Genomic DNA, 25,368 nt, shown 5'->3' with positions numbered 1-25,368 from the left:
GGGTCAGCGGCCCGTGCCGCCGTAGACGACCGCCTCAGCGGTGGAGGCGTCCAACCCGAAGGCCGTGTGGACGGCGCGCACGGCCTCGTCCAGGACGGCGTCGTCAACGACGACGGAGATGCGGATCTCCGAGGTCGAGATCATCTGGATGTTGACGCCCGCCTCGCTCAGGGCGGAGAAGAGCCGGGCGGAGACCCCCGGGTGGGAGCGCATGCCCGCACCCACGAGGGAGAGCTTGCCGATGTTGGGGTTGAACTCCAGGGCGGCGAAGCCCAGCTCGTCCTGGGCCTCCTCCAGGGCCTCGCGGGCAGCGGCGGAGTCGCCGTCGGGACAGGTGAAGGAGATGTTCGTCAGGTTGCTGCCGGAGGCGGAGACGTCCTGGACGATCATGTCGATGTTGGTGTCGGTGCCCGCGACGATGGCGAAGATGCGGGCCGCGGCGCCGGGAACGTCCGGGACCCCGACCAGGGTGATCTTGTCCTGGCTGCGGTCGTGGGCAATGCCGGAGATGACAGGGGCTTCCACGTTGTTCTCCTTGGCTGAGGTGCGGGTGCGTGCCTGGGCGCGCGTGGCGATGGCGGTCTGGTGGGCCTCGTCCACGAGTGTGGCGCTGGGCTGCTCAGCGCCCTCGGGGGCGACGACGGTGCCGGTGACGGCATCGACGGTGGCCACGCCCAGGGCGGAGAGGCTGCGCGCGGGCCTGCGGCCGCCACGCTCGGCGGGGTGGTCCTCGGGGTCGTCGTCGAGGACCTTGTCCAGGTGCGCGGCGACGGCGGGGATGGCCGGGCGGTCCTCGCGGGAGCCATCGACGATCCAGGTGCCGGTCTTGTCCGAGAAAGAGGAGCGCACGTGGATCGGCACACCGAAGCGCCGGGCGTACTCCACGGCCCGCAGGTGCAGGATCTTGGCTCCGTTGGCCGCCATCTCGAGGGTCTCCTCACTGGTGAGGGACTCGATGCGGTGGGCGCTGGGAACGATGCGCGGGTCGGCGGAGAACAGGCCATCGACGTCGGTGTAGATCTCGCAGACGTCAGCATTGAGGGCCGCGGCCAGGGCGACGGCGGTGGTGTCGGAGCCGCCCCGGCCGAGCGTGGTGACGTCCTCGACCTCGTTGATGCCCTGGAACCCCGCGACGACGGCGACGGCGCCGGCCTGGACGGCGCGGGCGACGCGCTCGGGCAGGACACCGACGATGGAGGCCTTGCCGTACTTGGAGTCGGTGAGGACACCGGCCTGGGCTCCGGTGTAGGCGCGCGCGGGCACGCCGAGCTCGTTGATGGCCATGGCCAGCAGGCTCATGGAGATGCGCTCGCCGGCGGACAGGAGGATGTCCATCTCGCGCCCGGGGGCGTCGGAGGTCAGGGCGTCGGCCATGTCGAGCAGCTCGTCGGTGGTGTCACCCATGGCGGAGACGACGACGACGACCGTGTTGCCGGCGTTGCGGGTGGCGACGACGCGCTTGGCGACGCGGCGCATCGCCTCGACGTCGCTCACGGACGAGCCGCCGTACTTCTGCACGACCAGGGCCATGTGGGGGTGCTCCGTTCACTGGTTCCGGCCCCGGGGGCCGGCGTCGTGGACCGGGAACGCGCGGGCGGGCGGCCCACGACGGCGTGGCTACGGGCCCCAGCATACGGCCCGTCCGCTGGGCGGCCCCGTGAGGTCCCCCATCCTGAGACGTGAGGCTGCGGGGGCCGGGCAGGGCGACGGGACAGGGGCCGCGGGCTCCCGCCGTCTCCCGGCCTACTCGTCGACGCGGCGGCGCCCCTCGAAGGCCCGGCCGAGGGTGACCTCGTCGGCGTACTCGAGGTCACTGCCCACCGGCAGGCCGGAGGCAAGGCGGGAGACGGGCACGTCCATGGTGCGCAGCATGCGGGTGAGGTAGGCGGCCGTCGCCTCTCCGACGACGTCCGGGTCCGTGGCGAGGATGACCTCGCCGACCTCGCCGCCGAGCCGGGCGAAGAGCTCGCGCACGCGCAGGTCGTCGGGGCCGACGCCGTTGATGGGGTCGATGGCCCCACCGAGGACGTGGTAGAGACCCCGGTACTCGCGGGTGCGCTCGATGGCGACGACGTCCTTGGGCTCCTCGACCACGCAGATGACGCGCTGGTCACGGCGCGGGTCGGCGCAGATGGCGCACTGCTCGGCCTCGGCGATGTTGCCGCAGGTGGTGCAGAAGCGCACCCGGGCCTTGACGGCGCGCAGGGCGTCGATGAGGCGCTCGACGCTGGCGGTGTCCGAGGACAGGATGTGGAAAGCCATCCGCTGGGCGGACTTGGGGCCGATGCCGGGCAGCTCCCCGAGCTCGTCGATGAGGTCCTGGACAGCGCCTTCGTAGACGGCGGGCATGGGTCAGGATCCTTCCGGTCCGTGGTCGGTGATGACAACCTCCTCCAGGACAGTGGCGCCGAGCAGGCGCTTGACGACCTCGAGGCCGACGACTCCGGCCTCTTCGGCGTCCTCGTCGTCCTCACTGACGACGTCGTCCTCGAGCCTGATGGCCGGGCGCAGCCGGGCGGCGCCGGGGGGCGGAGCCTCGCCCCTGGCGGCGGCCCGGGCGGCGGCCATGGCGGCACTGACCGAGGCGCTGGGCGGGGCCCAGGAGTCCTCGGGGGAGGCGTCGAAGGGCGTCGGCTCGTCGGGCAGGGGGATGCCGTCGGAGAAGTAGGCGTTCTCGGGGCCGGGGGTGGGCCCGCCAGCTGGGCCGGGAGCGTCCGGGCCGGCCGCGCCGCCTCGGGCCGGCTCGGACAGGGCGCGGCCCCCGGCGGCCGGGGCCGGCAGCGCGGCCGAACCGTCCGGGGCGCGGTCGCCGGGGGCGGGCCCCTCAGGTCCGGGGCCGCAGGCTGCGGGGTCTGCGGGGCTGGTGCCGACGGGGCCGGGGGAACGGTCGGCCACGGGCACGCTCGAGGCCGCGGGCACAGCGTCCGTGGGCACGGCGTCAGCGGGAACCGCGTCGGTGGGAACGGTGGTCGGATGGTGCTGCGGAGCGGACGATGAGGCCCTGCCGGGGATCTCCGGCAGGGCGTGGAGGCGGTGGACCGTGGCCAGGGGTGGCTCGTCCCCCTCCGCAGGCGCCCCGGTGCCGGGCTCCGGCTGTCTGGGAGCGGCCTGGGGCGGGGCCTCGCGAGCCGTGACCGTGGGCTGAGCCGCTGCCTGCTCGCCAGAGGCCGTCTGCTCGCCAGAGGCCGGGGCGGACGGTGGTCTGCGGGCCTGGCCGATGGGGGCGACCTCGCCCCAGCCACGGGGCTCAGGTGCCGGCCCCGGAGCGGGCACGCTGGACGGGACCTGCCCGTCCCCGGACCGGCTCACGGCGGACGCGGCCGGGCCAGGGGCGTCGTCATACGGGCCGGGGACGCGGGCGGGCTCACCCCAGCCGGGGGCTGCGCCGGTGTCACGGTCCCCGCCTCCGGAGGCGCGCCCGCCCGGGGCCTCGCGCGGGGGCGTCCGCGGGGCGCGTGCGGCAGCCGGACCGTCCGGCGCTCCTGGCGACCCTGCGGGTCCCAGTCCTCCGGGGCCGCCTGGTCCTCCGGGGCCCCCGAGGAGGACCGCCTCTACCTGGAGGTCGAGGCCGAGGGCCTGGTACAGCGCCTGGGCGACGACGGGGGCGTGCCCGTGGCTGAAGGCGTTGACGAGCCCCAGCGACCTGAACAGGACGCGCAAGACGCCCGCCTCGACGTCACCGGGCTGTGCGTGCGGCTCGATGAGCGCCCAGGTGGCGCGCCGCTCACGCTTGATAGCCTCGAGGACCTCGCCCCACCGGGTACGGATCATCTCCCCGTCAGCCCCGGCTGTGCCCGAGGCCTGCTGCGCCGTTCCCGGCTGGATCTGCCCGCCCGGGCCAGGGGCCGCCTGCTCCACCGCGGCGGGTGGAGCGGCCTGGGCGCCGGCCTCGTCGGCCGGGTGGGGCACGTCGGCCGGGTGGGGCACGTCGGCCGGGTGGGGCACGGGGGACCCGGACACGCCCGGGGTGCGGGCGGCGCCGGCGTCGTTGGTCGCCGACGGCGTCGCCGCGGCAGGCCGGGCAGGGGACGCTGTGGCGGGATCGGCGGGCCCGGCAGCGGGCCCGGGGGCCCCGGCCGCAGAGGGGTGGCCGGAGCCCGTTGGCTGCGTCGCGCTGTCACCGCCGCCTAAGGCACGGCGGGCGATGGCGGCGGCCAAGGCCCGCGGGTCCTGCCCGTCAGGAGCGACCTGCTGCGGAAAGGCGCCGGGCGGCGCCGCTGGAGCACTGATGGCCGCACCCTGGGGCGCGGGCACCGGCTGTGGGCGCTGGGGCACCAGCAGGCGCGCCATGAGCAGCTCGAGCTGGAGGCGCGGGGAGGTGGCCCCCACCATCTGGGTCAGGGCCTGGGCGGTGAGGTCCGCGTAGCGCGAGAGCGTGGCAGAGCCGATCATGCGGGCCTGGACCTCCATGCGCTCGAGCTCGTCAACAGGCAGCGAGCCGAGAGCAGGCCCGGCCTCCGCCCCGGCGAGCGCGATGACGAGCAGGTCCCGCATCCGCTGCAGGAGGTCCTCGACGAAGCGGCGCGGATCGTGCCCGGAGGAGATGACCCGGTCCACCACGCGGAAGACGCCCGCACCGGAGGAGGCGGCGATGGAGTCAACGCACTGGTCGAGCATGGTCGCGTCCGTGTAGCCGAGCAGGGCGACGGCACGCTGGTAGTCGACCTCACCCTCCACAGCGCCACCGATGAGCTGGTCCATGACGGAGAGCGTGTCGCGCACGCTCCCCCCTCCGGCCCGGGTGACGAGGGGGAACACTCCCGGTCCCACCGCGACGCCCTCTGACCGGCACAGCTGGCCGAGGTAGGACTCCAGGGTGTCCGGCGGGACGAGGCGGAAGGGGTAGTGGTGGGTGCGCGAGCGGATGGTGCCGATGACCTTCTCCGGCTCAGTGGTGGCGAAGATGAACTTCACGTGCGCTGGCGGCTCCTCAACAAGCTTGAGCAGGGCGTTGAACCCCTGCGGCGTGACCATGTGGGCCTCGTCGAGGATGAAGATCTTGAAACGGTCACGTGCCGGGGCGAAGGCAGCACGCTCACGCAGGTCACGGGCGTCATCGACGCCGTTGTGGCTGGCGGCGTCGATCTCGACGACGTCGAGGCTTCCGGGGCCGCCGGTGGCCAGGTCCCGGCAGGAGGGGCACACCCCGCAGGGTGTGTCCGTGGGGAACTGCTCGCAGTTGAGGCACCGGGCGAGGATGCGGGCACTCGTGGTCTTGCCGCAGCCCCGCGGGCCGGAGAAGAGGTAGGCGTGGGTGACGCGGTCACCGCGCAGCGCCGCCATGAGGGGGGCGGCCACATGCTCCTGCCCGATGACGTCCTGAAAGGTGTCTGGGCGGTAGCGGCGGTACAGGGCGGTGGTCACAGTCCGACTCTAAACGGGAGCGCCGACACGATGCGACGGCCGATGCTGACCCGCCGCGGGACCGGGGCACCTCGTCGTCCCCACGCCCCGGGGCCGGGCCACGTGAGGACCCCCCGTGCACCCGCCAGAGCCCGCTTACCCTTGCTACCTTCCGGTCCTGGGGGGATTCACTGGATGACGCCGCACGAGGGGCCGTGCGTGAGTGTACCCGACTCCGGGCCAGCTGCGGCGCCTTGCCCCGTGCGCCGTCCGGCCGTGACCGATGCCACCGGGCTCGGCTCCCCGCCGGCTGGCACCACGGGCCGCCGGTCGCATATAGTGCATTCCCGTTGCACGCGATCCGTCGTGATCACGTCAGCGCCTGGAGGATTCGCCTAGTGGCCTATGGCGCACGCTTGGAAAGCGTGTTGGGTGCAAGCCCTCGGGGGTTCGAATCCCCCATCCTCCGCCCTCAGGTTGAGACCCGCAGCGTTCCCCGGGATACTGCGGGTCCTCCTCTGTCTGGTCCCTTCCCGGACGGAGACCCCGGCGCCACGGGCGCTCCGCTGCCCACCACTGCCCGCACGAGCGGGACCAACAGCCGTCCCGCCACAGTCTTAAGCAGGTAACGACACGTGCCGCTCACGGCAGCCTGCGCCCACCCTGCTCGAGAAACACGACCTCTACAGTGTTTCCGGAAGAGCAACGACACTGGAGGCACTGTGTCCACGGCACTGTCCCTGAACGAGATTCGGCGCCGCTGCGCCCAGGTGGTGGCGGATTGGTTGGAGGAGCCCGGCGAGGAGCGGCAACAGGCCCAGTCCTTCGTGCGAGACCTGCTCTTCGCCTTCGGCATCCGCAAGACCAAGGCCGCCCTCTATGAGCGCCGTGCGCGCCGCGCCTCCACCGGCGGTCAGGGTTACATCGATGCCCTGCTGCCGGGGCTGTGCCTTATCGAGATGAAGTCCCGGGGCAAGGACCTGGACCGCGCTGAGAACCAGGCTCTGGACTACATCGACGACCTCCCCGAGGCAGAGCAACCCCGATGGGTGGTCACGAGTGACTTCGCGCGCATCCGCGTCCTTGACCTGGAAGGCGCTCCCGGCGAGAACGGCGTGGTGGAACCGGTCGTGTTCAACTTGGAGGACCTCCCAGTCAACGCCGACCACCTCGCCTTCCTCGCTGGGTACCAGGTGCGCTCCTTTGGCAACAAGGACCAGGAGAAGGCCTCCATCAAAGCCGCCCAGCTCATGGGCACGCTCTACGAGGCGCTAGAGGGTTCCGGCTACAACGACCACGAGGCATCCGTGTTCCTGGTCCGTACCCTGTTCTCCCTCTACGCAGACGACTCCGGCATATGGGACCGCGACCTGTTCTTCGAGTTCCTGGACACCCGTACCAACGAGGACGGCTCCGACCTTGGCCCGCGACTCACGCAGTTGTACCAGGTCATGAACCAGCCGCTGGAGCGTCGTCACAAGAACCTGGACGAGCAGGTGGCCCAGTTCCCCTACGTGAACGGTGGAGTGTTCGCCGAGCCACTGTCGATCCCCTCCTTCGACAAGGAGATGAGGGACCTGCTCCTGGAGGCGTGCGCATTCAACTGGGCTGGCATCAGCCCCGCCATCTTCGGCTCTCTCTTCCAGGCCGTGAAGTCAGCGGAGACACGCAGGTCACTGGGTGAGCACTACACCACTGAGACCAACATCCTCAAGACCATCAACCCTCTCTTCATGGATGAGCTGCGCGACCGCTTCACCCAGGAGTTCCACAACAGGAGCGGGTTAAAGAGGCTGCGAGCCTCCTTGGCCGATATCCGCGTCATGGACCCTGCCTGCGGCTGCGGCAACTTCCTGGTTGTGGCCTATCGCGAGCTTCGCGCGCTGGACCTCGACATACTCACGCGCTTGCAACAGCTGGGCGACACCTCACTCATCCCCACGTTGTTCTTTGACCGCAAGGACCTGCCCGTCACGCTGGAGCACTTCTACGGCCTGGAGATCGAGGAGTGGCCCGCCCGTATTGCCACCACAGCCCTGCACCTCGTAGACCATCAGGCCAACCAGCGCATGGAGCTGTCCCTGGGGAAGGCACCAGAGCCCCTACCGCTCCAAACCCTGGCCAACATTCACGTCGTCAACGCCCTGCGCACCGACTGGCGGCAGGTGCTGGCACCCTCGCCTCATGTACGCGTAGTAGGTAATCCACCATTTGCTGGCGCACGACTCATGTCGTCGGCGCAGAAGAAGGACGTCACCGACGTGTGGGGCCCCAGGTCTGGCGATCTGGACTATGTGACGTGCTGGTTCAAGAAGACCGCTGAGTTCTTTGAGGGAGTCACTGGTGGACGTTTCGCATTCGTGTCCACCAACTCGGTCACTCAGGGAGTTCCTGTCACCACGCTCTTCGACGCGTTGTTCACCGACGGCTGGCGTATCCGCTTTGCTCACCAGACATTCGCCTGGACCTCCGAGGCCGCAGGCATGGCCCACGTCCACTGCGTCATCACAGGATTCGACAAGGGCGAACGCGCGCCCGCGACGCTCTACACGTACAGGAGCCTTGATCGCGAGCCCGCCGCCGTCCCTGCGCGGCACATCAACGGGTACCTGTTGGACGCCCCACATGTCACCATCACCCCGAGGTCACAGCCGCTGAGCCGCGTGCTCCCTGCCTGCCGCTTCGGTTCTATGCCCAACGACGGTGGAGGCAACCTTGTCGTAGAGGCGAACGACTATGCCGCTGTGTCCGCAGACGCTGTCGCAGCCAAGTATCTGCGCCCGTTCCGTATGGGCCGCGAGCTCCTCCACAACTTGAACCGCTGGTGCCTGTGGATGGCAGACGACTTCGATCCTGTCGACCTCACCAGGAGCGCAATTCTCCGCAACCGGGTGGCAGCCGTCCGCGAGAGCCGCCTGGATTCACGACGCGAAGCCACGAGAAAACTGGCTGGCACACCCTACTTGTTCGGCGAGATTCGTCAGCCCTCCGGACCCTACGTGGCAATCCCTGCCGTCGTCTCCTCCACCCGCCTGTTCTACACAGCCGCGCACCTGCCTCAGACCGTCATCGCAGGCAACAAGCTCTTCACTGCTGACGACCCCGACGGATTCCTCTTCGGCATCATCAGCTCATCCATGTTCATCACATGGCAGAAATCCGTCGGCGGGCGCCTCAAGTCAGACCTGAATTTCTCTAACACTTTCGTCTGGAACAACCTGCCGCTACCGGACGTCCCAGACAGGGTGCGCACGCAGGTCATCGAGGCCGGCACGGGCGTTCTTGCAGCCCGAGAACGGCACCCGGAGCGCTCTCTTGCGGACATGTACAACCCCTTGGCGATGGACCCTGCGCTACTCAAGGCACACACCGTGCTCGATCACGCGGTCGATAAGGCGTTCGGGGCCACCAGGACGCTGTCAAGCAACACACAGCGTCTGTCTCTTTTGTTCAAGCGCTACGTGGAGCTGACCACCTGACCACACAGCGCCCACCCCGCCGGACTTCGTACAGCGCAGGCCCGCGCCTTCCGGAGCCACTTCGGCGTGACGGCACGAGCCTCGATACGCACCCACGTGCTGCCGGAGCCGTCTCAGATGAGCCTTGACCGCTCCCCCATCGGCTGCCGTCCAACCCGACATGAGGTCAGCCAGCGCCTGCGCGTTCATGGAGGCCAGCCCCCCAGGCTCGTTGTGCCATCCACTTGACACAAAGCCGCCCCACCCTCACTCTTGTGCTATCGACTCAGTACAAGAGGTGGTTGCCATGTTCCTGCCGGCGCTCGCCGTCGTCCTCATCGCCCTGTTCCTGATCACCTTCCTACCCATCGCCCTGACCCGTGCCGCCCGCAGCACCTCCTCCCCCAGCGCGCCGGCCGCCCTCGCCGACGCCGACCGCTACTCCCGGCGCAGCACCGCCCTGGCCGTCCTCACGGGACTCGGCACCGCCGTCGTCAGCGCCGCCGTCTGGGCCCTGGCTGAGCGCGCCTACATGTACACCGCGCTCCAGACCACGATCGCCGACGTCGCCACAAGGGCCGAGGGCGGCGAGCTCATCATCGGCACCCTCCCACCCATGCTCAACCTCGGCCCGGCCCTCGCCCCCAGCATCATGGGTGTCGTCGGACTGCTGGTCCTCGTCATCCGCGAGCGCCGCAGCCCCCTCGTGACGACCCCGACGCGCACCGCCTCACTGACCCCCCGGCACACGACCGACTACACCTCCCGCCCTTTCGGCGTCATCGCCGCCCTCACCCTGGTGCTGCTCGTGTCCCTCCTCGTCATCGGCACCCTCACCGCCGACGCCAGCGGCACCGCCCACACCTGGCAGGGCACGTGGCACAGCGGCGACGGCCCCGTTGAGGCCACCAGCACCCGTGCCCCTTGGCCCGGCTGGGTCTACTGCGCCCCCATCCTGCTGCTCACCATCGCCCAGCTCGTCCTGGCCGCCACGGGCCTGCACGACGTCGCCGCCCGCGGCCAGCTGACCTCACGGGCCGACGACGTCCCCGACGCCGAGCTCGACACCGCGCTGCGCCGGCGCAGCGCTGACGCCGTCGTCGGGCTGCTCATCATCTCCGTCTCCCTGCCGACCATCGCCGCCGGTCTGGTGATGGCACCCGTCGCGGGAGACGCCCTGGGCGCCTACCCGGTACTCGGCCGGGAGTTCCTCGTCCTCGGGCTGTGGGCCCTCACCTGCGCCTGTGCGGCGCTGCTCGCCCTGGGGGCCGGGACCGCCCTCATGCTGCGGCGCCCGGCCGTCATCCGCGCGCGCCTGGCCTGCCCCGCACCGCCCGAGGCTGCTCCCGCCGTGGGGTCCGAGGACGGCGGGCAGCGATGAGCCCGACGTCGGTCACCCTGGACACGGCGGACCCGACCCCGCCCTTCGAGCAGGTCAGGCGCGAGGTCGCCGCCCTCATCACCTCCGGGGCGCTTGAGGAGGGCTCGCGCCTGCCGACGGTGCGCCAGCTCGCCGCGGACCTGCGCGTCGCCCCGGGCACAGTGGCACGGGCCTACAAGGAGCTCGAGTCCGCCGGTCTCGTCGTCACACGCCGCGGCGCGGGGACCCGCGTGGCACCCGGCCGGACGCTGCCGCCCGAACGGCGCAGCGAGCGCCTTGAGGAGCTGGCCCGCCAGTACGTCACCGCCGCCCGCCGCCTGGGGGCCGACGACGAGGCCCTGCGTACCGCCGTCGAGACCGCCCTGTGAGTCACCCGCAGCAACCATAAGTGTGATGGGACACACACTCTATGGGTCCTGTGTCCCATAGCGCGACCAGCGACCCCCTGAGACTCTTGTTGTATGCGAAAGACGACCCCCGCTCTTGCAGTGCCCCTTGCCCTCCTCCTCGCCGCCGGTCTCGCCGCGTGCGGTAACCAGGTTCCCGTCTCGGCCCCGACCACCGCCTCCTCCTCCGCGGCGGCCCAGGCCGAACCTGAGACCGGCTCCGTCATGAATCTGCAGATTGGCGACTGCTTCAACTACGACGACTCCGGGTCCACCGTCTCCAAGGTTGACTTCGTCTCCTGCGACGCCCCGCACATGTACGAGGTCTACAACAACTCTGACATCGACGACTCCGTCTACTCCAGCGTCCCCACCGGTGACGCGCTGGACGAGGAGATCCAGAAGGCCTGCTTCAGCGCCTTCGAGAGCTACGTCGGCATCCCCTACCCCGACTCCATCTACGACGTCCAGTCCCTGCAGCCGACCGTCGGCTCCTGGGCAGGCGGCGACCGCACCATCAACTGCCTCATCACCAGCGCGGACGGCACGGAGCTCGTCGGCTCCGTCCGCGGCTCCAACCAGTGACCACGCTGGCGACCCACGCCTGACTCCACGGACCCCGTCCGCCCGCGCCTGCCTAAGCGCGAGCCGGCGGGGTCCGTGCGTCTGTGCAGGCCGCACCCGCCCAGGGCCAGGACAGCCAGGGCACCACTCCCGACGGCGCCACGCAGGCCCGTCCCCCACCGCCTGCCGCTACGATGGGCCGGTGATCTTCAAGGCCGTTGGCGACCGTGCGCCCTACCCCGAGCACGGGGTGACGCAGCAGCGGGTGTGGTCCACGATTGCCCCCCGGCAGGTCCGCCTCGACCTCCTGACGACGACGCGCGCCACCCTCGACCTGCGCAACCTCCTCGACGACGACTCCACCTTCTTCGGCGACCTGTTCGCGCACGTGGTGTCCTGGAACGGCGAGCTGTACCTCGAGACCGGCCTGCACCGCGCCCTGCGCGCGGCACTCCAGGGCCGCACGCTCATCCACGCCCGCGTCCTCACGCTCGACCCCGCCGGCCGCCCCCTCATCGCCCCACCGCCCCCCAGGCCCTGAGGTCTCCTGTCCGCTCAGCGGCGAGTCCACTACTGTGAGCGCGTGAGCCCCACGAGCCCCCTGTCCGAGTACCGTCGTCGTCTGCAGCACCGGCAGACCACCGTCATCGGTGGCGTCATCGTCGCCATGGTCCTCACGACGGCGGTGTGCCTGGCGGTGTGGACCGGGATGGTCCCCGCCCCCTTCGAGCCCGGCTTCTCCTCCGCCTCCGAGCAGACCGCTCCCATGGTCCGGGTGTGCCCGCCGGAGGGTGCGGTCACCACGGAGATCACCGCGGTGCCGACGAACGTCTTCAACGGCACCGAGACCCCCGGCCTGGCCAAGACGGTCGCGGACACCCTGGCGGAGGCCGGCCTGTCTGTCAGCATGGTGGCGGACTGGCACCTGGGCTCCTACAACGGCAACGTCCTGCTGACCACCTCCGAGGCTGGCCTGGCCAACGCCTACACCCTCGCGCAGGCCTTCACCGGGGACGTGTCCATCTCCCTGGACCGGGAGCAGGACCCGGCCGACACCACCGTCAACGTCGTCCTGGGCAGCGCCTACGCGCAGGGCGTCCTGGCGGCCACGGAGATCGGCCAGGTCCAGGCGCAGCAGCCCATCACCGCGACCGCAGGGTGCCTGGACCCCACGTCGGCAGGAGCCGGGGCCACGCCGTCGCAGTGAGACCTCAGGACGAAGGACCTCGCACACCACGGCTGAGGCGGCCCGCCCCCACAGGGGCGTGGACGCATCCACCGATGACGAGTTCTTCCAGGCGCCAGGAGGACCCCCCCCCCCCATGTTGGGGGCGCCCCCCCCCAACGGGGGGTGTCCCGCCTCAGCCGTGTGCGGGCTCGCCCGGCGGTCAGTGGCGCTGACGGGCGCGGGTGGAGTAGGCCGGGCCCTCCAGGTCGGTCCCAGCCGGGGCGGAGGCCGGGGAGGCCTGCTCAAGGTTGGTGCCGCGCGCCCTCGAGATCCAGCGCATGGCGTGGTAGACGGCGATAGCCGCCATGGAGCCCAGGGCGATACCGGTGAAGGTCATATCACCCCAGTGCCAGGTGTAGTCGGCGATGGCCACCACCATGGCGACGGCCGCCGTGTTGAGGTTGACGGGGTCAGCGAAGTCCACGCGGTTCTGCACCCAGATGCGCACGCCGAGCATGCCGATCATGCCGTACAGGATCGTGGCGGCGCCGCCGAGGACTCCCGCGGGGATGGTTGCGATGATCTCACCGAACTTGGGCAGCATGGACAGGCCCAGGGCGGTGAGCGCCGCGACGACGTAGGCGGCGGTGGAGTACACGCGCGTGGCCGCCATGACGCCGATGTTCTCCGCGTAGGTGGTGGTGCCGGAGCCGCCGCCGACGCCGGCCAACGCCGTCGAGACGCCGTCGGCGAAGAGGGCGCGCCCGGTGACGCCGTCGAGGTTCTCCCCGGTCATGGCGGCCACGGACTTGACGTGGCCGATGTTCTCGGCCACGAGCACGAGCACGACGGGGATGAACAGGCCCAGGAGGCTGAGGTCGAAGGACGGGGCCCGGAAGGCGGGGACGCCCACCCAGTCCGCCCCGGCGATCGCGTCGAAACTGACCTCGCCGCGCACGCAGGCGGTGGCGTAGCCGATGAGGACACCGATGAGGATGCTCAGCCGGCCGATGATGCCCTTGAACAGGACGGTGATGAGCAGGATCGACACGATGGTGACCATCGCCGTCACAGGCGCCGTCTTGACGTTGTTCCAGGCACTCGGGGCGAGGTTGAAGCCGATGAGGGCGACGATGGCGCCGGTGACGATCGGCGGCATGAGGCGGTCGATCCACGCGGTGCCGGCGAAGTGGACGACGACGCCGATGAGCGCCAGCGACAGGCCCGCGGCGATGATGCCGCCCTGCGCCATGGAGGCCTTGGCCGCGTCGATGGGGCCACCGCCGTCAGACACATACCCCGTGACCGCACCGATGGGGGCGATAAGAGCGAAGGACGATCCCAGGTAGGAGGGCAGGCGCCCGCTCGTGACGGCGAGGAACAGGAGGGTGCCGAACCCGGTGAAGAACAGGGTGGTCGAGGGGTCGAAGCCCGTGAGCAGTGGGACCAGGAAGGTCGCCCCGAACATGGCGACGACGTGCTGCACGCCGATGCCGACGGTACGGGGCCAGGTGAGACGCTCATGGGGAGCGACGACCTCGCCGGGGGCGATCGAGCGGCCGTCGCCGTGGAGGGTCCAGCCGCGCAGGAGGCGGCTGCTGGAGGAGGAGGACACGTGGGCTCCTGTCGCGTGGGAACGGGGACCGGCGCCGTGAACGGGTCAGCGGGGCGCCGGAGCGACAGGGCCCGGCAGAGCCCTGCCGGGGCTCCAGTCTAGGAGCCGAAGGAGCGGGTGTCGGGCCGGGATCCTCCTGAGGCAGGATGCCATCCGCCACACGCACCGGCATCATGGGGCCGTGACCTCTCCCCTGACACCGCGACCGGGCCAGACGACGCCCTCCTGGCAGGAGCAGGACACCTGGCCCACGCTGCGGCCCCCCTTCCCCGGCACGGAGCACCTGAAGGCGGCAGAGGTCTTCTCCGGGCCCGGCTACCAGGCGCCGCGCCCGTCCCCGGACCCGGTCGCCGTCCTCGCCCTCGTGCTGGCGCTGGCCTCCGTGGCGCCAGGCGTGGGACTGGCGGCGGTGGCGGCGGGCACGTGGGCGCTGCACCGCCGTCGCGGCCGGTGGGCCAGCAGCCCGGGCATGGCCTGGTTCGCCGTGGTCGTCGGCTGCGCGACCTCGCTCGTGTGGCTGTGGGCGTGGTGGCTCTACCACGCCCTCGGGGCCTGAGGCCCTCAGTCCCCGCCCGGGAGGAGTCGTTACACTGCCGGGCGTGAAGCCCTTCATCATGGTGTCCACGCGCCCCGAGATCGAGGCCGCTGAGCAGGAGTACGAGTCCTTCCGCATCCAGGGCGGTCTGGAGCCCGCGGACCTGCACCACGTGCGCCTGGAAGAGGTCGATTTCCTCAGCAGCTTCCAGGCGGGAGACGTCTCGGGGGTCTTCATCGGCGGCAGCCCCTACGACGTCTCGACTCCCGCGGCCTCCAAGACGCGCACCCAGCTGCGTGTGGAGGAGCAGGTGCGCGACCTGCTGTCGGTCGCCCTCAAGGAGGGGGTGCCGGTGCTCGCGACGGGCTTCGGCCTGGAGGTGCTCGCCGGCTACCTGGGCACCGGGACCTCGACGCGCTACGCCGAGGTGCTGGGCTCCGCGGAGATCTACCTGACGGCCGAGGGCCGCCAGGACCCGGTCCTGGCGGGCATGCCCGAGGTCTTCACGGCCTTCGTCGGGCACCACGAGGGCGTCGGCGAGGTACCGGCGGGGGCCAGCCTGCTGGCGACCTCCCCGGACTGCCCGGTGCAGATGGTCCGGGTGGGACGCAGCGTCTACGGCACACAGTTCAACCCCGAGCTCGACGTCAACCTCTTCCTGGCCCGCCTGTCGATCTACAAGGACGCCGGCTACGGGGACCCGGGCCTCATCGACGACCTCCTCGACCAGGCGCGCACCAGCGGCTCCAGCCACGAGGCGGGGCGTCTCATCCGCTCCTTCGTCGAGCACTTCTCCCAGGCCTGACCCGGGCCCGCAAGAGCCCGGCGAGCCCGGGCCCGCGCGGCGCCACCCCCTAGCCGAGCCCGGCGAGGACGGCCTCCACCGCCTCGTGCACCACCTGTGCGGCAGGGTGCGGCGGCTGCTGCGCGCCCACCTGGCCGTCGGCCACGCGGCGACCCCCCTGTCGCCGGCCCGCCTGGCCGGGGCCGGCCCCCACGACCGTGTGGTCAACGCAGGCGAGGCCGGCGACGCGCACGCCCCGTGAGGCCAGGACCATGGCCTCGGCGACGCTGTCCATGACGACGGCGTCCACCCCGAGCCCGCGCAGGATGAAGGCCTCGGCCGGGGTGGGCCGGGTGGGACCGGGCACGAGGCCGACGACGCCCGCGGCGCCGACTCCAGCGAGCTGTGTCAGGCGCGCCAAGAGGCCCGGGTCCCAGGCGGCGTCGAGCGGCTCGGTGGCGCGCAACAGCGACGCGCCGGTGAGGTTGACATGGTCCCCGACGGCCAGGATGTCCCCACCGGTGGCGGTCAGTGCGCAGGCGCGCGTGACGAGCAGGGCGGCGCGCACCCCCGCGCCCGCGGCGATCCTCGCGAGGGCGGTCGTGCGGTGCGCCGGGCCACCCTCGTAGGCGGCGGTGCGGCCGCGGGCGACGAGGACACCGAGGCCACCGCGGTCGTAGGAGTCCAGGGCGTCCTCCTGCCCTGCGCCGGCAGGGGCGCTGACCCCGGGCAAGTAGGACAGCCGCACGCGCGCACCGGGCCTGCCCCAGGCCCGGACGGTCTCGGTCAAGAGGGCAGGCTCGGCGATGACGAGCAGGTCGTGCCTGGCCCGGCCGGTGGACAGGAGGATGGAGACGCCGTCGGGGTCCTCGTCCCAGGTGGCTGCGGGCTGCACGGTCACGGCTCCTCCTTGCTGCTGGCTCGTCCTCGGCTGGCGTGCGTGGCAGCCCCCATCTTGTCACGCACGCCCTGGCGCGGCGGGACCGCCGCCAGCGTCCCGGGCCGGTGCGCCGCAGTACCCGCGCACCGGCCCGGGGCACGTAGCCTCGACCCGTGCCCACCATCACCGCCCTCATCGCCCACGCCCCCGAGCCGCAGGTCCGCGCCCTCCTCAGCAGGCTCTTCACCGAGGGTGGGTGGCGCGTCACCGACGGCCCGGGCACCCTCGTCGTCGAGCGAGGCTCACGCGGCAAGACCCTCCTGCTCGGCGGCGGCGCCGGCGAGGACTTCTACCTGCGCCAGACGCTGGCCCTCGAGCCCGGCCGGCACGAGGGCGAGCCCACCACCGCCATCACCTACCCCACCTCCGGCGCCGCCATCACCCGCGGCGGCCCCTACGGCGCCGAGCGCGAGATGCGCCTGCACGAGGAGTTCTCCCAGCGCATCGTCACCGTCCTGCGCGAGGCCGACGTCGTCGTCGGCCTCGCCTGAGCCTGAGGCACCCGGGCCCCGCAACCGTGAGGAGCGACCCGATCGCGAGCCTGCTCGCCGCCCCACCCGACCTACCCGTCGTCGCCGGGCTCGACGGGCTGCGCAGCCTGCTTGAGGAGCACGCCTGCGCCGTCGTCACCGCCCCGCCCGGCACGGGCAAGACCACCCTGGTCCCGCCTCTTGTCGCCGACGTCCTGCGCGGGCGGGGCCGTGACGGGCGCGTGGTGGTCACCCAGCCGCGCCGCGTCGCCGCCCGGGCCGCCGCCCGCCGCCTGGCGGACCTGCTCGGTGAGGAGATCGGCCACAACGTCGGCTACGCCGTGCGCGGAGAGCGAAGGACCGGCCGCAGCACCCGCATCGAGGTCGTCACCGCCGGGCTCCTCCTGCGGCGCCTCCAGGCCGAGCCCGACCTCCCCGGAGTCGCCGCCGTCGTCCTCGACGAGGTCCACGAGCGCTCCCTCGACTCCGACCTCCTGCTCGCCCTCCTGCTCGACGCGCGCGCCCTGCGCGACGACCTGCTCCTCGTCGCCATGTCCGCCACCGTCGATCTCACGGTCCTGCCCCACCTGATGGGCCCCGACGGCGACGCCCCCGTCCTCGACATCCCCTCCGCCCTGCACCCGGTCGAGGAGCGCTGGGCTCCTGCGCCCCCGGCGGTCGCGCGGCTCGCCGAGCACGGGGTGCCGCAGGCCTTCCTCGCCCACGTCACCAGCACCGCCCTGGACGCCCTCGCCCACGAGGACGGCGACCTGCTCGTGTTCCTGCCGGGAGCCCGGGAGGTGGACGAGGTGGTCGCACGGCTGGGCTCCTCGGTGCCCGACGGCGTCGATGTCCTGGCGCTGCACGGACGCTTGGGGGCCGCCGCCCAGGACGCCGCCCTGAGGCCCTGCCCACCCGGGCGCAGGCGCGTCGTCGTCTCCACCAACGTCGCCGAGTCCTCACTCACCGTTCCGGGGGTGCGCGTCGTCATCGACTCCACGCTCACCCGCGAGCCGCGCCTCGACGTCGCCACCGGGATGAGCGGGCTCGTCACCGTCGGTGCCGCGCGCGCCAGCGGGGTGCAGCGGGCGGGCAGGGCGGGGCGCGAGGGCCCTGGCGTCGTCGTGCGCTGCTGCTCACCGGTGGACTGGGCGCGCGCTCCGCAGGCCCCCACGCCCGAGATCCTGTCCGGTGACCTCACCAGCGCCGCGCTCGAGCTCGCCGCCTGGGGCGCGCCCGGTGGAGGCGGCCTGGCCTGGATCGACCCTCCTGCGGCGCCCGCCCTCGCCTCGGCGAGCGCCACCCTTGAGCGGCTGGGGCTCACCGGGCCGTCGGGAGCACCCACCCCTGTGGGCCGCGCCGTCGTCGCGGTGCCCGCGCCTGTGCGCGAGGCCCGGGCAATGCTGGCTGCCGCACCCGGGCTCGGGCTGCGGCGCGCAGCCGAGGCGACCGCCCTGCTCACCGCCGACCTGCGCGCCCCGGGTGGGGACCTCACCGCGCTCGCCCGTCAGGTGCGCGACTCCTGCCCGGCGTGGCGCGCCGAGGCCCGGCGCTTGGAGAGGGCGGCCGACCAGGCGCTGCGCGGGCTGCCAAAGGCCGTCGCGCCTCAGGCACCGGCCACCGTCGGCGCCCCGGGACACCCGGGTGGTGCCCTCAGCCCCGGCGAGGCCGTCGCCCGGGTCGCCGCCCTCGCCCGCCCCGAGTGGCTCGCCCGGCGCCGCGGACCCCTCACCGGGCAAGAGGCCGTCTACGCGACGGTCGGTGGCACCGGCCTGCGCGTGCCGGCACGCTCCGCCCTGGCGGCCTGCGAGTGGCTCGCCGTCGCCGCCGTCGAGCGCGCCCCCGGCAGCGCGGACGCCCTCGTGCGCGCCGCGGCCCCCGTGGACGAGGAGCTGGCGCTCGAGGTCGCCTCCGCCTGGCTCACCGAGACCGAGCGCACCGTCTGGGAGGGCACGCGCCTGCGCGCGCAACGGGTGCGCTGCCTCGGCTCCATCATCCTGTCCGCCACGCCGGTCACGCCCTCACCGCAGGTGGTGAGTGACGCCGTCGTCGCACGCTGCCGCCAGGAGGGGCTGGACGTCCTGCCCTGGGGGGAGGCGGCCCGGCTGCGCGCGCGGATGCGCTTCCTGCACCGCGTGCTCGGCGATCCGTGGCCTGCCGTTGACGACTCCAGCCTGCTGGCCCGGTCCGATGAGTGGCTGCGTCCAGCCGCCCAGGCCCTGGGCGGACAGCGCCACCTGGATCTTGGGCGCCTCGAGGTCGGCGCGGCGCTGAGGGCCCTGCTGCCCTGGCCCCAGGCGGCCCACCTGGACGAGCTGGCCCCCGAGCGCCTCGAGGTGCCCTCCGGCTCCCGGGTGGGCCTCAGCTACGACGGCGAGCGGCCCGTGCTCGCCGTGCGCGTGCAGGAGTGCTTCGGCTGGGCCCAGACGCCGCGCGTGGCCGGGGTGCCCGTCCTGCTGCACCTGCTGTCGCCGGCCCGGCGCCCGGTCGCGGTCACCGACGACCTGCGCTCCTTCTGGCAGGGCCCCTACCAGCAGGTGCGGCGTGAGCTGCGCGGGCGCTACCCGAAGCACGCGTGGCCCGAGGACCCGTGGACAGCGCCCGCCCTGAGGGCAGCCCCGAGGCGCGGATGAGCGTGAGCCACAATCGGGGGGTGAGCACCGCCCCGACCCCGCCCGTCCTGCCCGCACCCCGCGACCCCACCGGGCCCTACCGCGTCACCATGGTCTGCACCGGCAACATCTGCCGATCCGTCATGGCACAGGTGGTCCTCACCGACCGGCTGGCCGCCGCGGGACTGGCGGGGGACGTCCTGGTCACCTCCAGCGGCGTCAGCGACGAGGAGCACGGCAAGCCCATCGACCCCCGGGCGCTGCGCCTGCTGGGCGAGCGCGGCTACGGCCAGGGGGACGACGTCGCCGCCCACGCGGCGCGGGCGGTCCTGTCCGGCCACCGGGCGCACCGTGTCACCGACCTCGAGCTCGCCTCACACGACCTCCTCCTCGCCATGACCGAGGCTCACCGGCGCGAGCTCGTGCGCCGCGCGCAGCAGGTCGGCACCGACGACGGGCGCGTCCACATGTTCCGCGCCTGGGACCCGGCCGCCCCGGCGCAGGCCACCGGGTCCCCGGCCAAGGCCACCGGCCGCCACCTGGACGTGCCGGACCCGTGGTACGGGACGATGTCGGACTTCGTGGACACCCTCGAGGTGGTCGAACGGGTCTGCGACGCCCTGGTGACGGCCCTGCGGCGGCTGCGCGCGCCCCGCCCGGCCTGAGCCGCGCCCACCCGGCCCCGGGGCGGGTGGGTGCGCCGTCGGCCCTCCCGGCGGGGCCTCAGACGGCAGGACCCAGCCGCGCGGCCAGCCAGCCGGTCAGCGTGGACAGGTACTCGCCACGAGCCGGCTCGGGCGACAGCGCCAGGTCGTGCACGCCCCCGGGCACCTGGCGGACCGTGACGTCACTGCCCAGGAAGGGGGCGCGCGCCACCATCTGGCGCACGTCGAGCACGAGGTCCTGGCGCAGCGCCTCCTGCGGCGTCATGTCCCCCCGGGCGGCACCGGGGGCCGAGTCGGTCGAGCAGCACAGGAGCACCGGCACCGCGATGCCCAGGCCGTGGTGGACGTCACGGTGCGCGCGTCGCACAGCCGCCATGAACCCCGCCCTCACGGGGAAGGACGGCGTCGGCTTGAGCGCCAGGTCCCAGTCCCACTCGCCTCCCCAGCGGCAGTGGAGGGGGCGCCCGTACAGGTCGTCGGCGACGTCGCCCAGCGTGGCGCCCACCGCCCAGTCGGCGGGCTGCTCGCCGTCGCCCGCCCACCCCGGGACCCCACGAGCCAGGGGCTCGTCGATGAGGATGCGGTCCGGGTCCCGCCGCGAGAGCAGGTCCACGAGGGCCGAGCCGTAGGAGCGCATGAACCCACCCGCCTGCAGGTCCAGCCACGGTGAGTTGAGCGTCACCGCCTCCACGGCCCCCGGGTGGTCCGCCGCCCACAGCACCGCCTGGAGGCCGCCAGTGGAGTGCCCGTTGAGGACGACGAGCGTGTGCCCGTGCTCCTCGCGGATGATCCGCATCGCCTCGTTGATCTCCTCGTCGTGCACGCGCAGGTCGCGCACGTCGTGCGGTGAGCGGTAGCCGACGCCGGAGCGCCCGCAGGTGCGCAGGTCCAGGGCGTAGAACTCGTAGCCCGCCTTCAGCAGGGCCTCGGCGAGCCAGGTCTGGAAGAAGTAGTCGTTGCGGCCGTGCAGGTACAGCACGGCGCGCGCGTGACGCGGGGCCTGGCCCGGCGCGGGCACGGCCGCGCGCTGGTGGACCAGGACGGCGTGGTCAGCACCGGGGGCGTTGTCACTCACCGTCACCGGCAGGCGGCGGGCGACCCACGGCTCACCCAGGAGGTCCGTCTCGAGGAAGGGCTCAGTGCTCATGGCCGCATCCTGGCACTCCCAGACCCAGTCTGAGTGACCTTCATCCCTCACGGTCGGCAGTCCTTGACACGGTCCGCCGTCGGGCACCTATCGTGTGCTCAACCATCCAGAGCAACCGAGAGACCTGGCTCGACGACGTTGCAGCAACCCCCGCTTCGCGGTGAGGGTGCTTCCGCCAGGACCGATGGAGGAATGAGTGAGCGACTTGTACGCACCCACCGCCCCCGGCGAGACCGGGCCGACCGGCCAGGGCCCCATGATCTCGCTGCGCGATGTCCGCAAGGTCTACACGCTGCGCGACGGGACCGAGGTCCGCGCCCTCGACGGCCTGAGCCTCGACGTCGCCCCCGGATCCATCCACGGCGTCGTCGGGACCTCCGGCGCCGGCAAGTCCACCCTCATCCGCTGCCTCACCGGGCTTGAGCCCGTCACCAGCGGACAGGTGCTCGTCGCCGGCCGGGACATCTCGCACCTGTCCTCACGCGAGCTGCGCGAGGCCCGCCGGCAGATCGGCATGGTCTTCCAGCACGCCAACCTCCTCGAGCAGCGCACCACCGCCCAGAACATCGCCTACCCGCTCTACCTGGCCGGGGTGCGCAAGGGCGAGCGCCACGAGACCGTCACTCGCATGCTCGAGCTCGTCGACCTCGCCGACCGCGGCTCGTCCTACCCGGCCCAGCTCTCCGGGGGCCAGCAGCAGCGTGTCGGCATCGCCCGTGCGCTCGCGGACCAGCCCGCCGTGCTCCTGTGCGACGAGCCCACCAGTGCCCTCGACCCGGAGACCACCCGCTCGATCCTCGAGCTCATCCGGGACGTGCGCGACCGTCTCGGAGTCACCGTCATCATCATCACCCACGAGATGAGCGTCGTGCGCTCCGTGTGCGACTCCGTCAGCCTCCTCGAGGCCGGCAGGATCATCGAGTCGGGCTCCATCGAGGAGGTCGTCTCCGACGTCACCTCCCGTCTGTCCCTCGAGCTCGTGCCCGTTCCTGCCGTGCCCGACGACGCCGTCCACCCGGGTGAGTCCGTCATCGACGTCGCCCTCACCGCCCACCCCGGACAGCCCGCCGCCGCCCAGGTCCTGGCCCTCGTGGCCGAGCAGGGCGCGGACGTCGCCGGAGGCGTCTTCGAGACCCTCGGCCAGGCGCAGGTGGGCCGCCTCGCCCTCACCCTCCCGGCCGAGCGCACCGAGACGGCCCTGGCCGTCCTGCGCTCCGCCGGCGTCCACGCGGAGGTCCGCGCATGAGCACCCTCACCACCCTGACCCTCCTGGCGCACCCGGCCCTGCCCGCTGCCACCTCCGGCGACGGCACCTGGTTCGAGCGCAAGGTCATCCAGCAAAAGCTCGTCACCGCAGTCCTCGAGACCCTGGGCATGACCTTCGTGTCCGGCGTGCTCGCCATCGCCTTCGGCCTGCTGCTCGGTCTCGCGCTCGTCACCACCGGCACGCGCGGCCAGCACCGCAACCGCCTCGTCTACGAGGGCCTGTCGCAGGTGGTCAACTTCGGCCGCTCGATGCCCTTCATCATCCTGCTCGTCGCCATCATCGCCTTCACGCGCCTCATCGTGGGCACCTCCATCGGCTGGCAGGCGGCCTGTGTGCCGCTGACCGTCGGTGCGATCCCCTTCTACGCACGCCTCGTGGAGAACGCGGTCGCGGAGGTGGACGAGGGCAAGGTCGAGGCGGCGCTCATGATGGGCGCGACCCCCAACCAGATCACCTGGGGCGTGCTCGTGCGCGAGGCCCTGCCCGGGCTCATCAGCGCAGGGACAGTCACCTTCATCACGCTCCTCGGCTACTCCGCGATGGCCGGCACCGTCGGCGGCGGCGGCCTCGGTGACCTCGCCATCCAGTACGGGCACAACCGCAACTGGACGGACGTCATCATCCTCACCGTCGTCATCATCGCGGCCATCGTGGCCGCCATCCAGGTCGCGGGTGACCTCCTCGCCCGCGTCGTTGACCACCGCCGCCGCTGACAGCCCCGCTGCAGCCCGGCCCCCATCCCCCACCAGGAAGAGTAAGGACACCATCATGGCCTCCACCCTCACCCGTCGTTCCGTCATCGCCGGCGGCCTCGCCTCCGCGCTCGCGCTCACCCTCGCCGCCTGCGGCGGATCCAGCTCCTCCACGGGCTCGGCCGGCTCCGGCGCCGTCGGCGGCCTCAGCGTCGACGGCGAGACCACCACCATCAAGATCGGCGCGACCCCCAACCCGCACGTCGAGATGCTTCAGTGGATCCAGGACAACCTGGCCGCCAAGGCAGGGCTGAAGCTCGACATCGTCGAGATCACCGACTACCAGACGCCCAACTCCTCGCTCGCGGACGGCTCCCTGGCCGCGAACTTCTACCAGACGCCGAACTTCCTCGCCCAGCAGATCGACGAGAAGGGCTACGACTTCGTCGCCGTCGCCGACGTGCACATCGAGCCGATGGGCATCTACTCCGCCACGGCCAAGAGCATCGACGAGATCGCCGACGGCTCCTCCATCACCCTCAACAGCGACCCGGCGAACGCCGCCCGCGGGCTCAAGCTGCTCGAGTCCGCTGGCCTCATCACCCTGGACGCCTCCGTGGAGATGCCCTCCGACCTCGACATCAAGAGCAACCCCAAGAACCTCAAGATCGTCACGGTCGCCGGCGAGCAGGTCGCCACGACCATGACGGACGCGAACGTCGGCGCCGTCGTCCTCAACGGCAACTACGCCATCGACGCCGGGCTGACCCCCTCCAGGGACGCCCTCCTCCTGGAGAAGGCCGCTGGCTCCCCCTACGTCAACCAGCTCGTCGTGCGCACCGCTGACAAGGACAACGAGGCTCTCAAGACGCTTGCTGGCCTCATGACCTCCCCCGAGTTCGGCGCCTGGATCGCCGAGCGCTGGACGGACGGCTCCGTCGTCGCCGCCTTCTGAGACCCCCGTCCGGGTCCCTGGCGACCCGGCTCGAGTCCCACACGCACGGACCCCCGCCTCCAAGGAGGCGGGGGTCCGTGCGCTTGCCGCCGCCCCGCGTGACGGCGAGGGCGCGGGGCGGCGGCCCGAGGCGCCAGCCATGCGTGCGTCAGGGTGCCAGCGGCGTCAGGGGGGGCAGGGCGTCAGTCAACGATGCCGTACAGGCGGTCGCCGGCGTCACCGAGGCCGGGGACGATGTAGGCCTTGTCATTGAGGCGCTCATCGACGTGGGCGGTGACGATGGTGACGTTGGCGCGGCCGCCAATGGCCTCCTCGAGGGTTGTCAAGCCCTCGGGGGCGGCGATGAGGCACAGGGCGGTGACGTCCCGGGCACCGTGGGCGAGCAGGTACTCGATGGCGGCGATGAGCGTGTGGCCCGTGGCGAGCATGGGATCGACAACGAAGCACTGGCGTCCGGAGAGGTCGTCCGGGAGCCGGTTGGCGTAGGTCTCGATCTCGAGGGTGTCCTCGTCGCGCTTCATGCCCAGGAAGCCGACCTCAGCGGTGGGCAGGAGACGGGTCATGCCCTCGAGCATGCCGAGCCCGGCACGCAGGATCGGCACGACGATGGGGCGGGGGTCCGCGATGCGGCGGCACTGGGCGACGGCGACCGGGGTCTGGATGCTGACCTCCTCGGTACGCACCTCACGGGTGGCCTCGTAGGCCAGGAGGGTGACGAGCTCGTCGACGAGCTGACGGAAGACCGCGGAGGGGGTCGTCTCGTCGCGCAGGACGGAGAGCTTGTGGTCGATAAGCGGGTGGTCGGCAACGTGCAGGCGCATGGGCACAGCCTACGGCGCAGTCGCTGCCCGCGCCGTCGTCCAGGGGTCAGCGCCGCTCGGAGAAGAAGGAGCGCAGCAGGGCCTCGGACTCTGCGGCACGCAGCCCGGCGAGGACCTCGACACGGTGGTTCGCGCGCGCATCCCGCAGGACGTCACGCACGCTGCCACAGGCGCCGGTGCGCGGCTCCCAGGCCCCCAGGACCACGGTGGCGAGGCGGGCGAGCTGGATGGCCCCCGCGCACATCGTGCAGGGCTCCAGGGTGACGACGAGCGTGCATCCGTCCAGGTGCGAGTCACCCAGGACGGCGCCCGCGGCCCTGAGCGCGCGGACCTCGGCGTGGGCAGTGGGGTCGTGCTCGACCTCGCGGGCGTTGGCTGCCTCGGCCAGGACCCGGCCGTCGGGGGCGAGGACGACGGCGCCCACGGGTACCTCGCCCTGCTCACCGGCGGCCCGGGCGAGGTCGAGGGCTCGGTCCATGGCGGCGCCGTAGCGCTCGTCGGTCAGGGTCACGGAACCAGCCTCGCACGTCGGTGGTGACCAGCGGCACGGGCGCGGGCCAGCGTT

22 protein-coding genes, 1 tRNA gene, 1 other RNA gene and 1 riboswitch are annotated in these 25,368 nt (G+C 72.2%); of the genes, 15 read left to right on the top strand and 9 right to left on the bottom strand.

What is annotated here, in order from left to right:
- Positions 1–3 precede the first annotated feature (3 nt).
- The 4 genes from ACSJJR_RS05945 to ffs all read right to left on the bottom strand — a co-directional run bounded on the left by ACSJJR_RS05945 (position 4) and on the right by ffs (position 5,561).
- Complete coding sequence (locus tag ACSJJR_RS05945) at positions 4–1,530, bottom strand: aspartate kinase (protein ID WP_435942652.1); 1,527 nt, start codon at positions 1,528–1,530, stop codon at positions 4–6.
- Positions 1,531–1,743: 213 nt separating this feature from the next.
- A complete protein-coding gene (gene recR / locus ACSJJR_RS05940; RefSeq protein WP_435942651.1) occupies positions 1,744–2,349 on the bottom strand; it encodes a recombination mediator RecR in 606 nt (201 codons plus the stop codon).
- Between the two features lie 3 nt (positions 2,350–2,352).
- Entirely contained in the window at positions 2,353–5,364 is a 3,012-nt protein-coding gene (locus ACSJJR_RS05935) for a DNA polymerase III subunit gamma and tau (protein ID WP_435942650.1), read from the bottom strand.
- Between the two features lie 101 nt (positions 5,365–5,465).
- An RNA gene (ffs, locus tag ACSJJR_RS05930) (signal recognition particle sRNA small type) lies at positions 5,466–5,561 on the bottom strand.
- Positions 5,562–5,727: 166 nt separating this feature from the next.
- Here ffs and ACSJJR_RS05925 point away from each other — a divergent pair.
- The 7 genes from ACSJJR_RS05925 to ACSJJR_RS05895 all read left to right on the top strand — a co-directional run bounded on the left by ACSJJR_RS05925 (position 5,728) and on the right by ACSJJR_RS05895 (position 12,339).
- A tRNA-Ser gene (locus ACSJJR_RS05925) sits at positions 5,728–5,812 on the top strand.
- Between the two features lie 253 nt (positions 5,813–6,065).
- Positions 6,066–8,822 (top strand): DNA methyltransferase, encoded by a 2,757-nt coding sequence (locus tag ACSJJR_RS05920; RefSeq protein ID WP_435942649.1) that lies wholly within the window; start codon positions 6,066–6,068, stop codon positions 8,820–8,822.
- A gap of 286 nt (positions 8,823–9,108) precedes the next feature.
- Positions 9,109–10,182: a hypothetical protein gene (locus ACSJJR_RS05915; RefSeq protein ID WP_435942648.1), complete on the top strand. Its 1,074-nt coding sequence runs from the start codon at positions 9,109–9,111 to the stop codon at positions 10,180–10,182.
- Positions 10,179–10,550 (top strand): GntR family transcriptional regulator, encoded by a 372-nt coding sequence (locus tag ACSJJR_RS05910; RefSeq protein ID WP_435942647.1) that lies wholly within the window; start codon positions 10,179–10,181, stop codon positions 10,548–10,550. The genes ACSJJR_RS05915 and ACSJJR_RS05910 overlap by 4 nt, the downstream gene beginning before the upstream one ends.
- Positions 10,551–10,643: 93 nt before the next feature.
- On the top strand, positions 10,644–11,153 hold the full coding sequence (locus ACSJJR_RS05905) for a septum formation family protein (RefSeq protein WP_435942646.1): 510 nt from the start codon (positions 10,644–10,646) through the stop codon (positions 11,151–11,153).
- A gap of 181 nt (positions 11,154–11,334) precedes the next feature.
- Entirely contained in the window at positions 11,335–11,673 is a 339-nt protein-coding gene (locus ACSJJR_RS05900) for a type II toxin-antitoxin system VapB family antitoxin (protein ID WP_435942644.1), read from the top strand.
- A 42-nt stretch (positions 11,674–11,715) separates the two neighbouring features.
- Positions 11,716–12,339 (top strand): LytR C-terminal domain-containing protein, encoded by a 624-nt coding sequence (locus ACSJJR_RS05895; RefSeq protein WP_435942643.1) that lies wholly within the window; start codon positions 11,716–11,718, stop codon positions 12,337–12,339.
- Positions 12,340–12,520: 181 nt separating this feature from the next.
- Here ACSJJR_RS05895 and ACSJJR_RS05890 read toward each other — a convergent pair whose 3' ends face one another.
- Positions 12,521–13,915, bottom strand: a complete 1,395-nt coding sequence (locus ACSJJR_RS05890; RefSeq protein WP_435942641.1) for a uracil-xanthine permease family protein — start codon at positions 13,913–13,915, stop codon at positions 12,521–12,523.
- Between the two features lie 181 nt (positions 13,916–14,096).
- Here ACSJJR_RS05890 and ACSJJR_RS05885 point away from each other — a divergent pair, with 181 nt between their 5' ends.
- Together ACSJJR_RS05885 and ACSJJR_RS05880 are read left to right on the top strand one after the other, a co-directional pair.
- On the top strand, positions 14,097–14,471 hold the full coding sequence (locus tag ACSJJR_RS05885) for a DUF4190 domain-containing protein (RefSeq protein ID WP_435942640.1): 375 nt from the start codon (positions 14,097–14,099) through the stop codon (positions 14,469–14,471).
- Between the two features lie 43 nt (positions 14,472–14,514).
- Entirely contained in the window at positions 14,515–15,255 is a 741-nt protein-coding gene (locus ACSJJR_RS05880) for a glutamine amidotransferase-related protein (protein WP_435942638.1), read from the top strand.
- A 49-nt stretch (positions 15,256–15,304) separates the two neighbouring features.
- Here ACSJJR_RS05880 and ACSJJR_RS05875 read toward each other — a convergent pair whose 3' ends face one another.
- Positions 15,305–16,135, bottom strand: coding sequence for a phosphorylase family protein (locus tag ACSJJR_RS05875; RefSeq protein ID WP_435942637.1), 831 nt, complete (start codon positions 16,133–16,135; stop codon positions 15,305–15,307).
- A gap of 152 nt (positions 16,136–16,287) precedes the next feature.
- Here ACSJJR_RS05875 and ACSJJR_RS05870 point away from each other — a divergent pair, with 152 nt between their 5' ends.
- From ACSJJR_RS05870 to ACSJJR_RS05860, 3 genes are read left to right on the top strand one after another with little or no spacing between them, the layout of a single operon-like run.
- The gene (locus ACSJJR_RS05870) at positions 16,288–16,665 is read left to right on the top strand and encodes a hypothetical protein (protein ID WP_435942635.1); all 378 of its coding nucleotides are present in this window, start codon (positions 16,288–16,290) and stop codon (positions 16,663–16,665) included.
- 26 nt (positions 16,666–16,691) lie between these two features.
- Positions 16,692–19,277 carry an ATP-dependent helicase HrpB gene (gene hrpB, locus ACSJJR_RS05865; RefSeq protein ID WP_435942633.1) on the top strand — a complete coding sequence of 862 codons (2,586 nt, stop codon included), beginning with the start codon at positions 16,692–16,694 and terminating at the stop codon, positions 19,275–19,277.
- Between the two features lie 20 nt (positions 19,278–19,297).
- Positions 19,298–19,921, top strand: coding sequence for a low molecular weight protein-tyrosine-phosphatase (locus tag ACSJJR_RS05860; protein ID WP_435942631.1), 624 nt, complete (start codon positions 19,298–19,300; stop codon positions 19,919–19,921).
- Between the two features lie 58 nt (positions 19,922–19,979).
- On the opposite strand, the gene ACSJJR_RS05855 is transcribed toward ACSJJR_RS05860, so the two are convergent.
- A complete protein-coding gene (locus ACSJJR_RS05855) occupies positions 19,980–21,068 on the bottom strand; it encodes an alpha/beta hydrolase (RefSeq protein WP_435942629.1) in 1,089 nt (362 codons plus the stop codon).
- A gap of 99 nt (positions 21,069–21,167) precedes the next feature.
- Positions 21,168–21,259, top strand: a riboswitch (SAM riboswitch).
- A gap of 65 nt (positions 21,260–21,324) precedes the next feature.
- Between ACSJJR_RS05855 and ACSJJR_RS05850 the strand changes: the two genes are divergently transcribed.
- Genes ACSJJR_RS05850 through ACSJJR_RS05840 form a run of 3 tightly spaced genes read left to right on the top strand, consistent with a single transcriptional unit; the run spans position 21,325 to position 23,982 of the window.
- Positions 21,325–22,314 carry a methionine ABC transporter ATP-binding protein gene (locus ACSJJR_RS05850; protein WP_435942673.1) on the top strand — a complete coding sequence of 330 codons (990 nt, stop codon included), beginning with the start codon at positions 21,325–21,327 and terminating at the stop codon, positions 22,312–22,314.
- Positions 22,311–23,048 carry a methionine ABC transporter permease gene (locus tag ACSJJR_RS05845; RefSeq protein ID WP_435942628.1) on the top strand — a complete coding sequence of 246 codons (738 nt, stop codon included), beginning with the start codon at positions 22,311–22,313 and terminating at the stop codon, positions 23,046–23,048. The genes ACSJJR_RS05850 and ACSJJR_RS05845 overlap by 4 nt, the downstream gene beginning before the upstream one ends.
- Before the next feature lie 55 nt (positions 23,049–23,103).
- Positions 23,104–23,982, top strand: a complete 879-nt coding sequence (locus tag ACSJJR_RS05840; protein ID WP_435942626.1) for a MetQ/NlpA family ABC transporter substrate-binding protein — start codon at positions 23,104–23,106, stop codon at positions 23,980–23,982.
- Positions 23,983–24,164: 182 nt separating this feature from the next.
- On the opposite strand, the gene upp is transcribed toward ACSJJR_RS05840, so the two are convergent.
- Positions 24,165–24,803, bottom strand: a complete 639-nt coding sequence (upp, locus tag ACSJJR_RS05835) for a uracil phosphoribosyltransferase (RefSeq protein WP_435942624.1) — start codon at positions 24,801–24,803, stop codon at positions 24,165–24,167.
- A 46-nt stretch (positions 24,804–24,849) separates the two neighbouring features.
- Positions 24,850–25,281 carry a nucleoside deaminase gene (locus tag ACSJJR_RS05830; protein WP_435942672.1) on the bottom strand — a complete coding sequence of 144 codons (432 nt, stop codon included), beginning with the start codon at positions 25,279–25,281 and terminating at the stop codon, positions 24,850–24,852.
- Positions 25,282–25,368: the final 87 nt, after the last annotated feature.

The sequence above is a fragment of the Actinomyces sp. W5033 genome (assembly GCF_051303165.1).
This window is presented reverse-complemented; position numbering and strand designations above follow the sequence as displayed.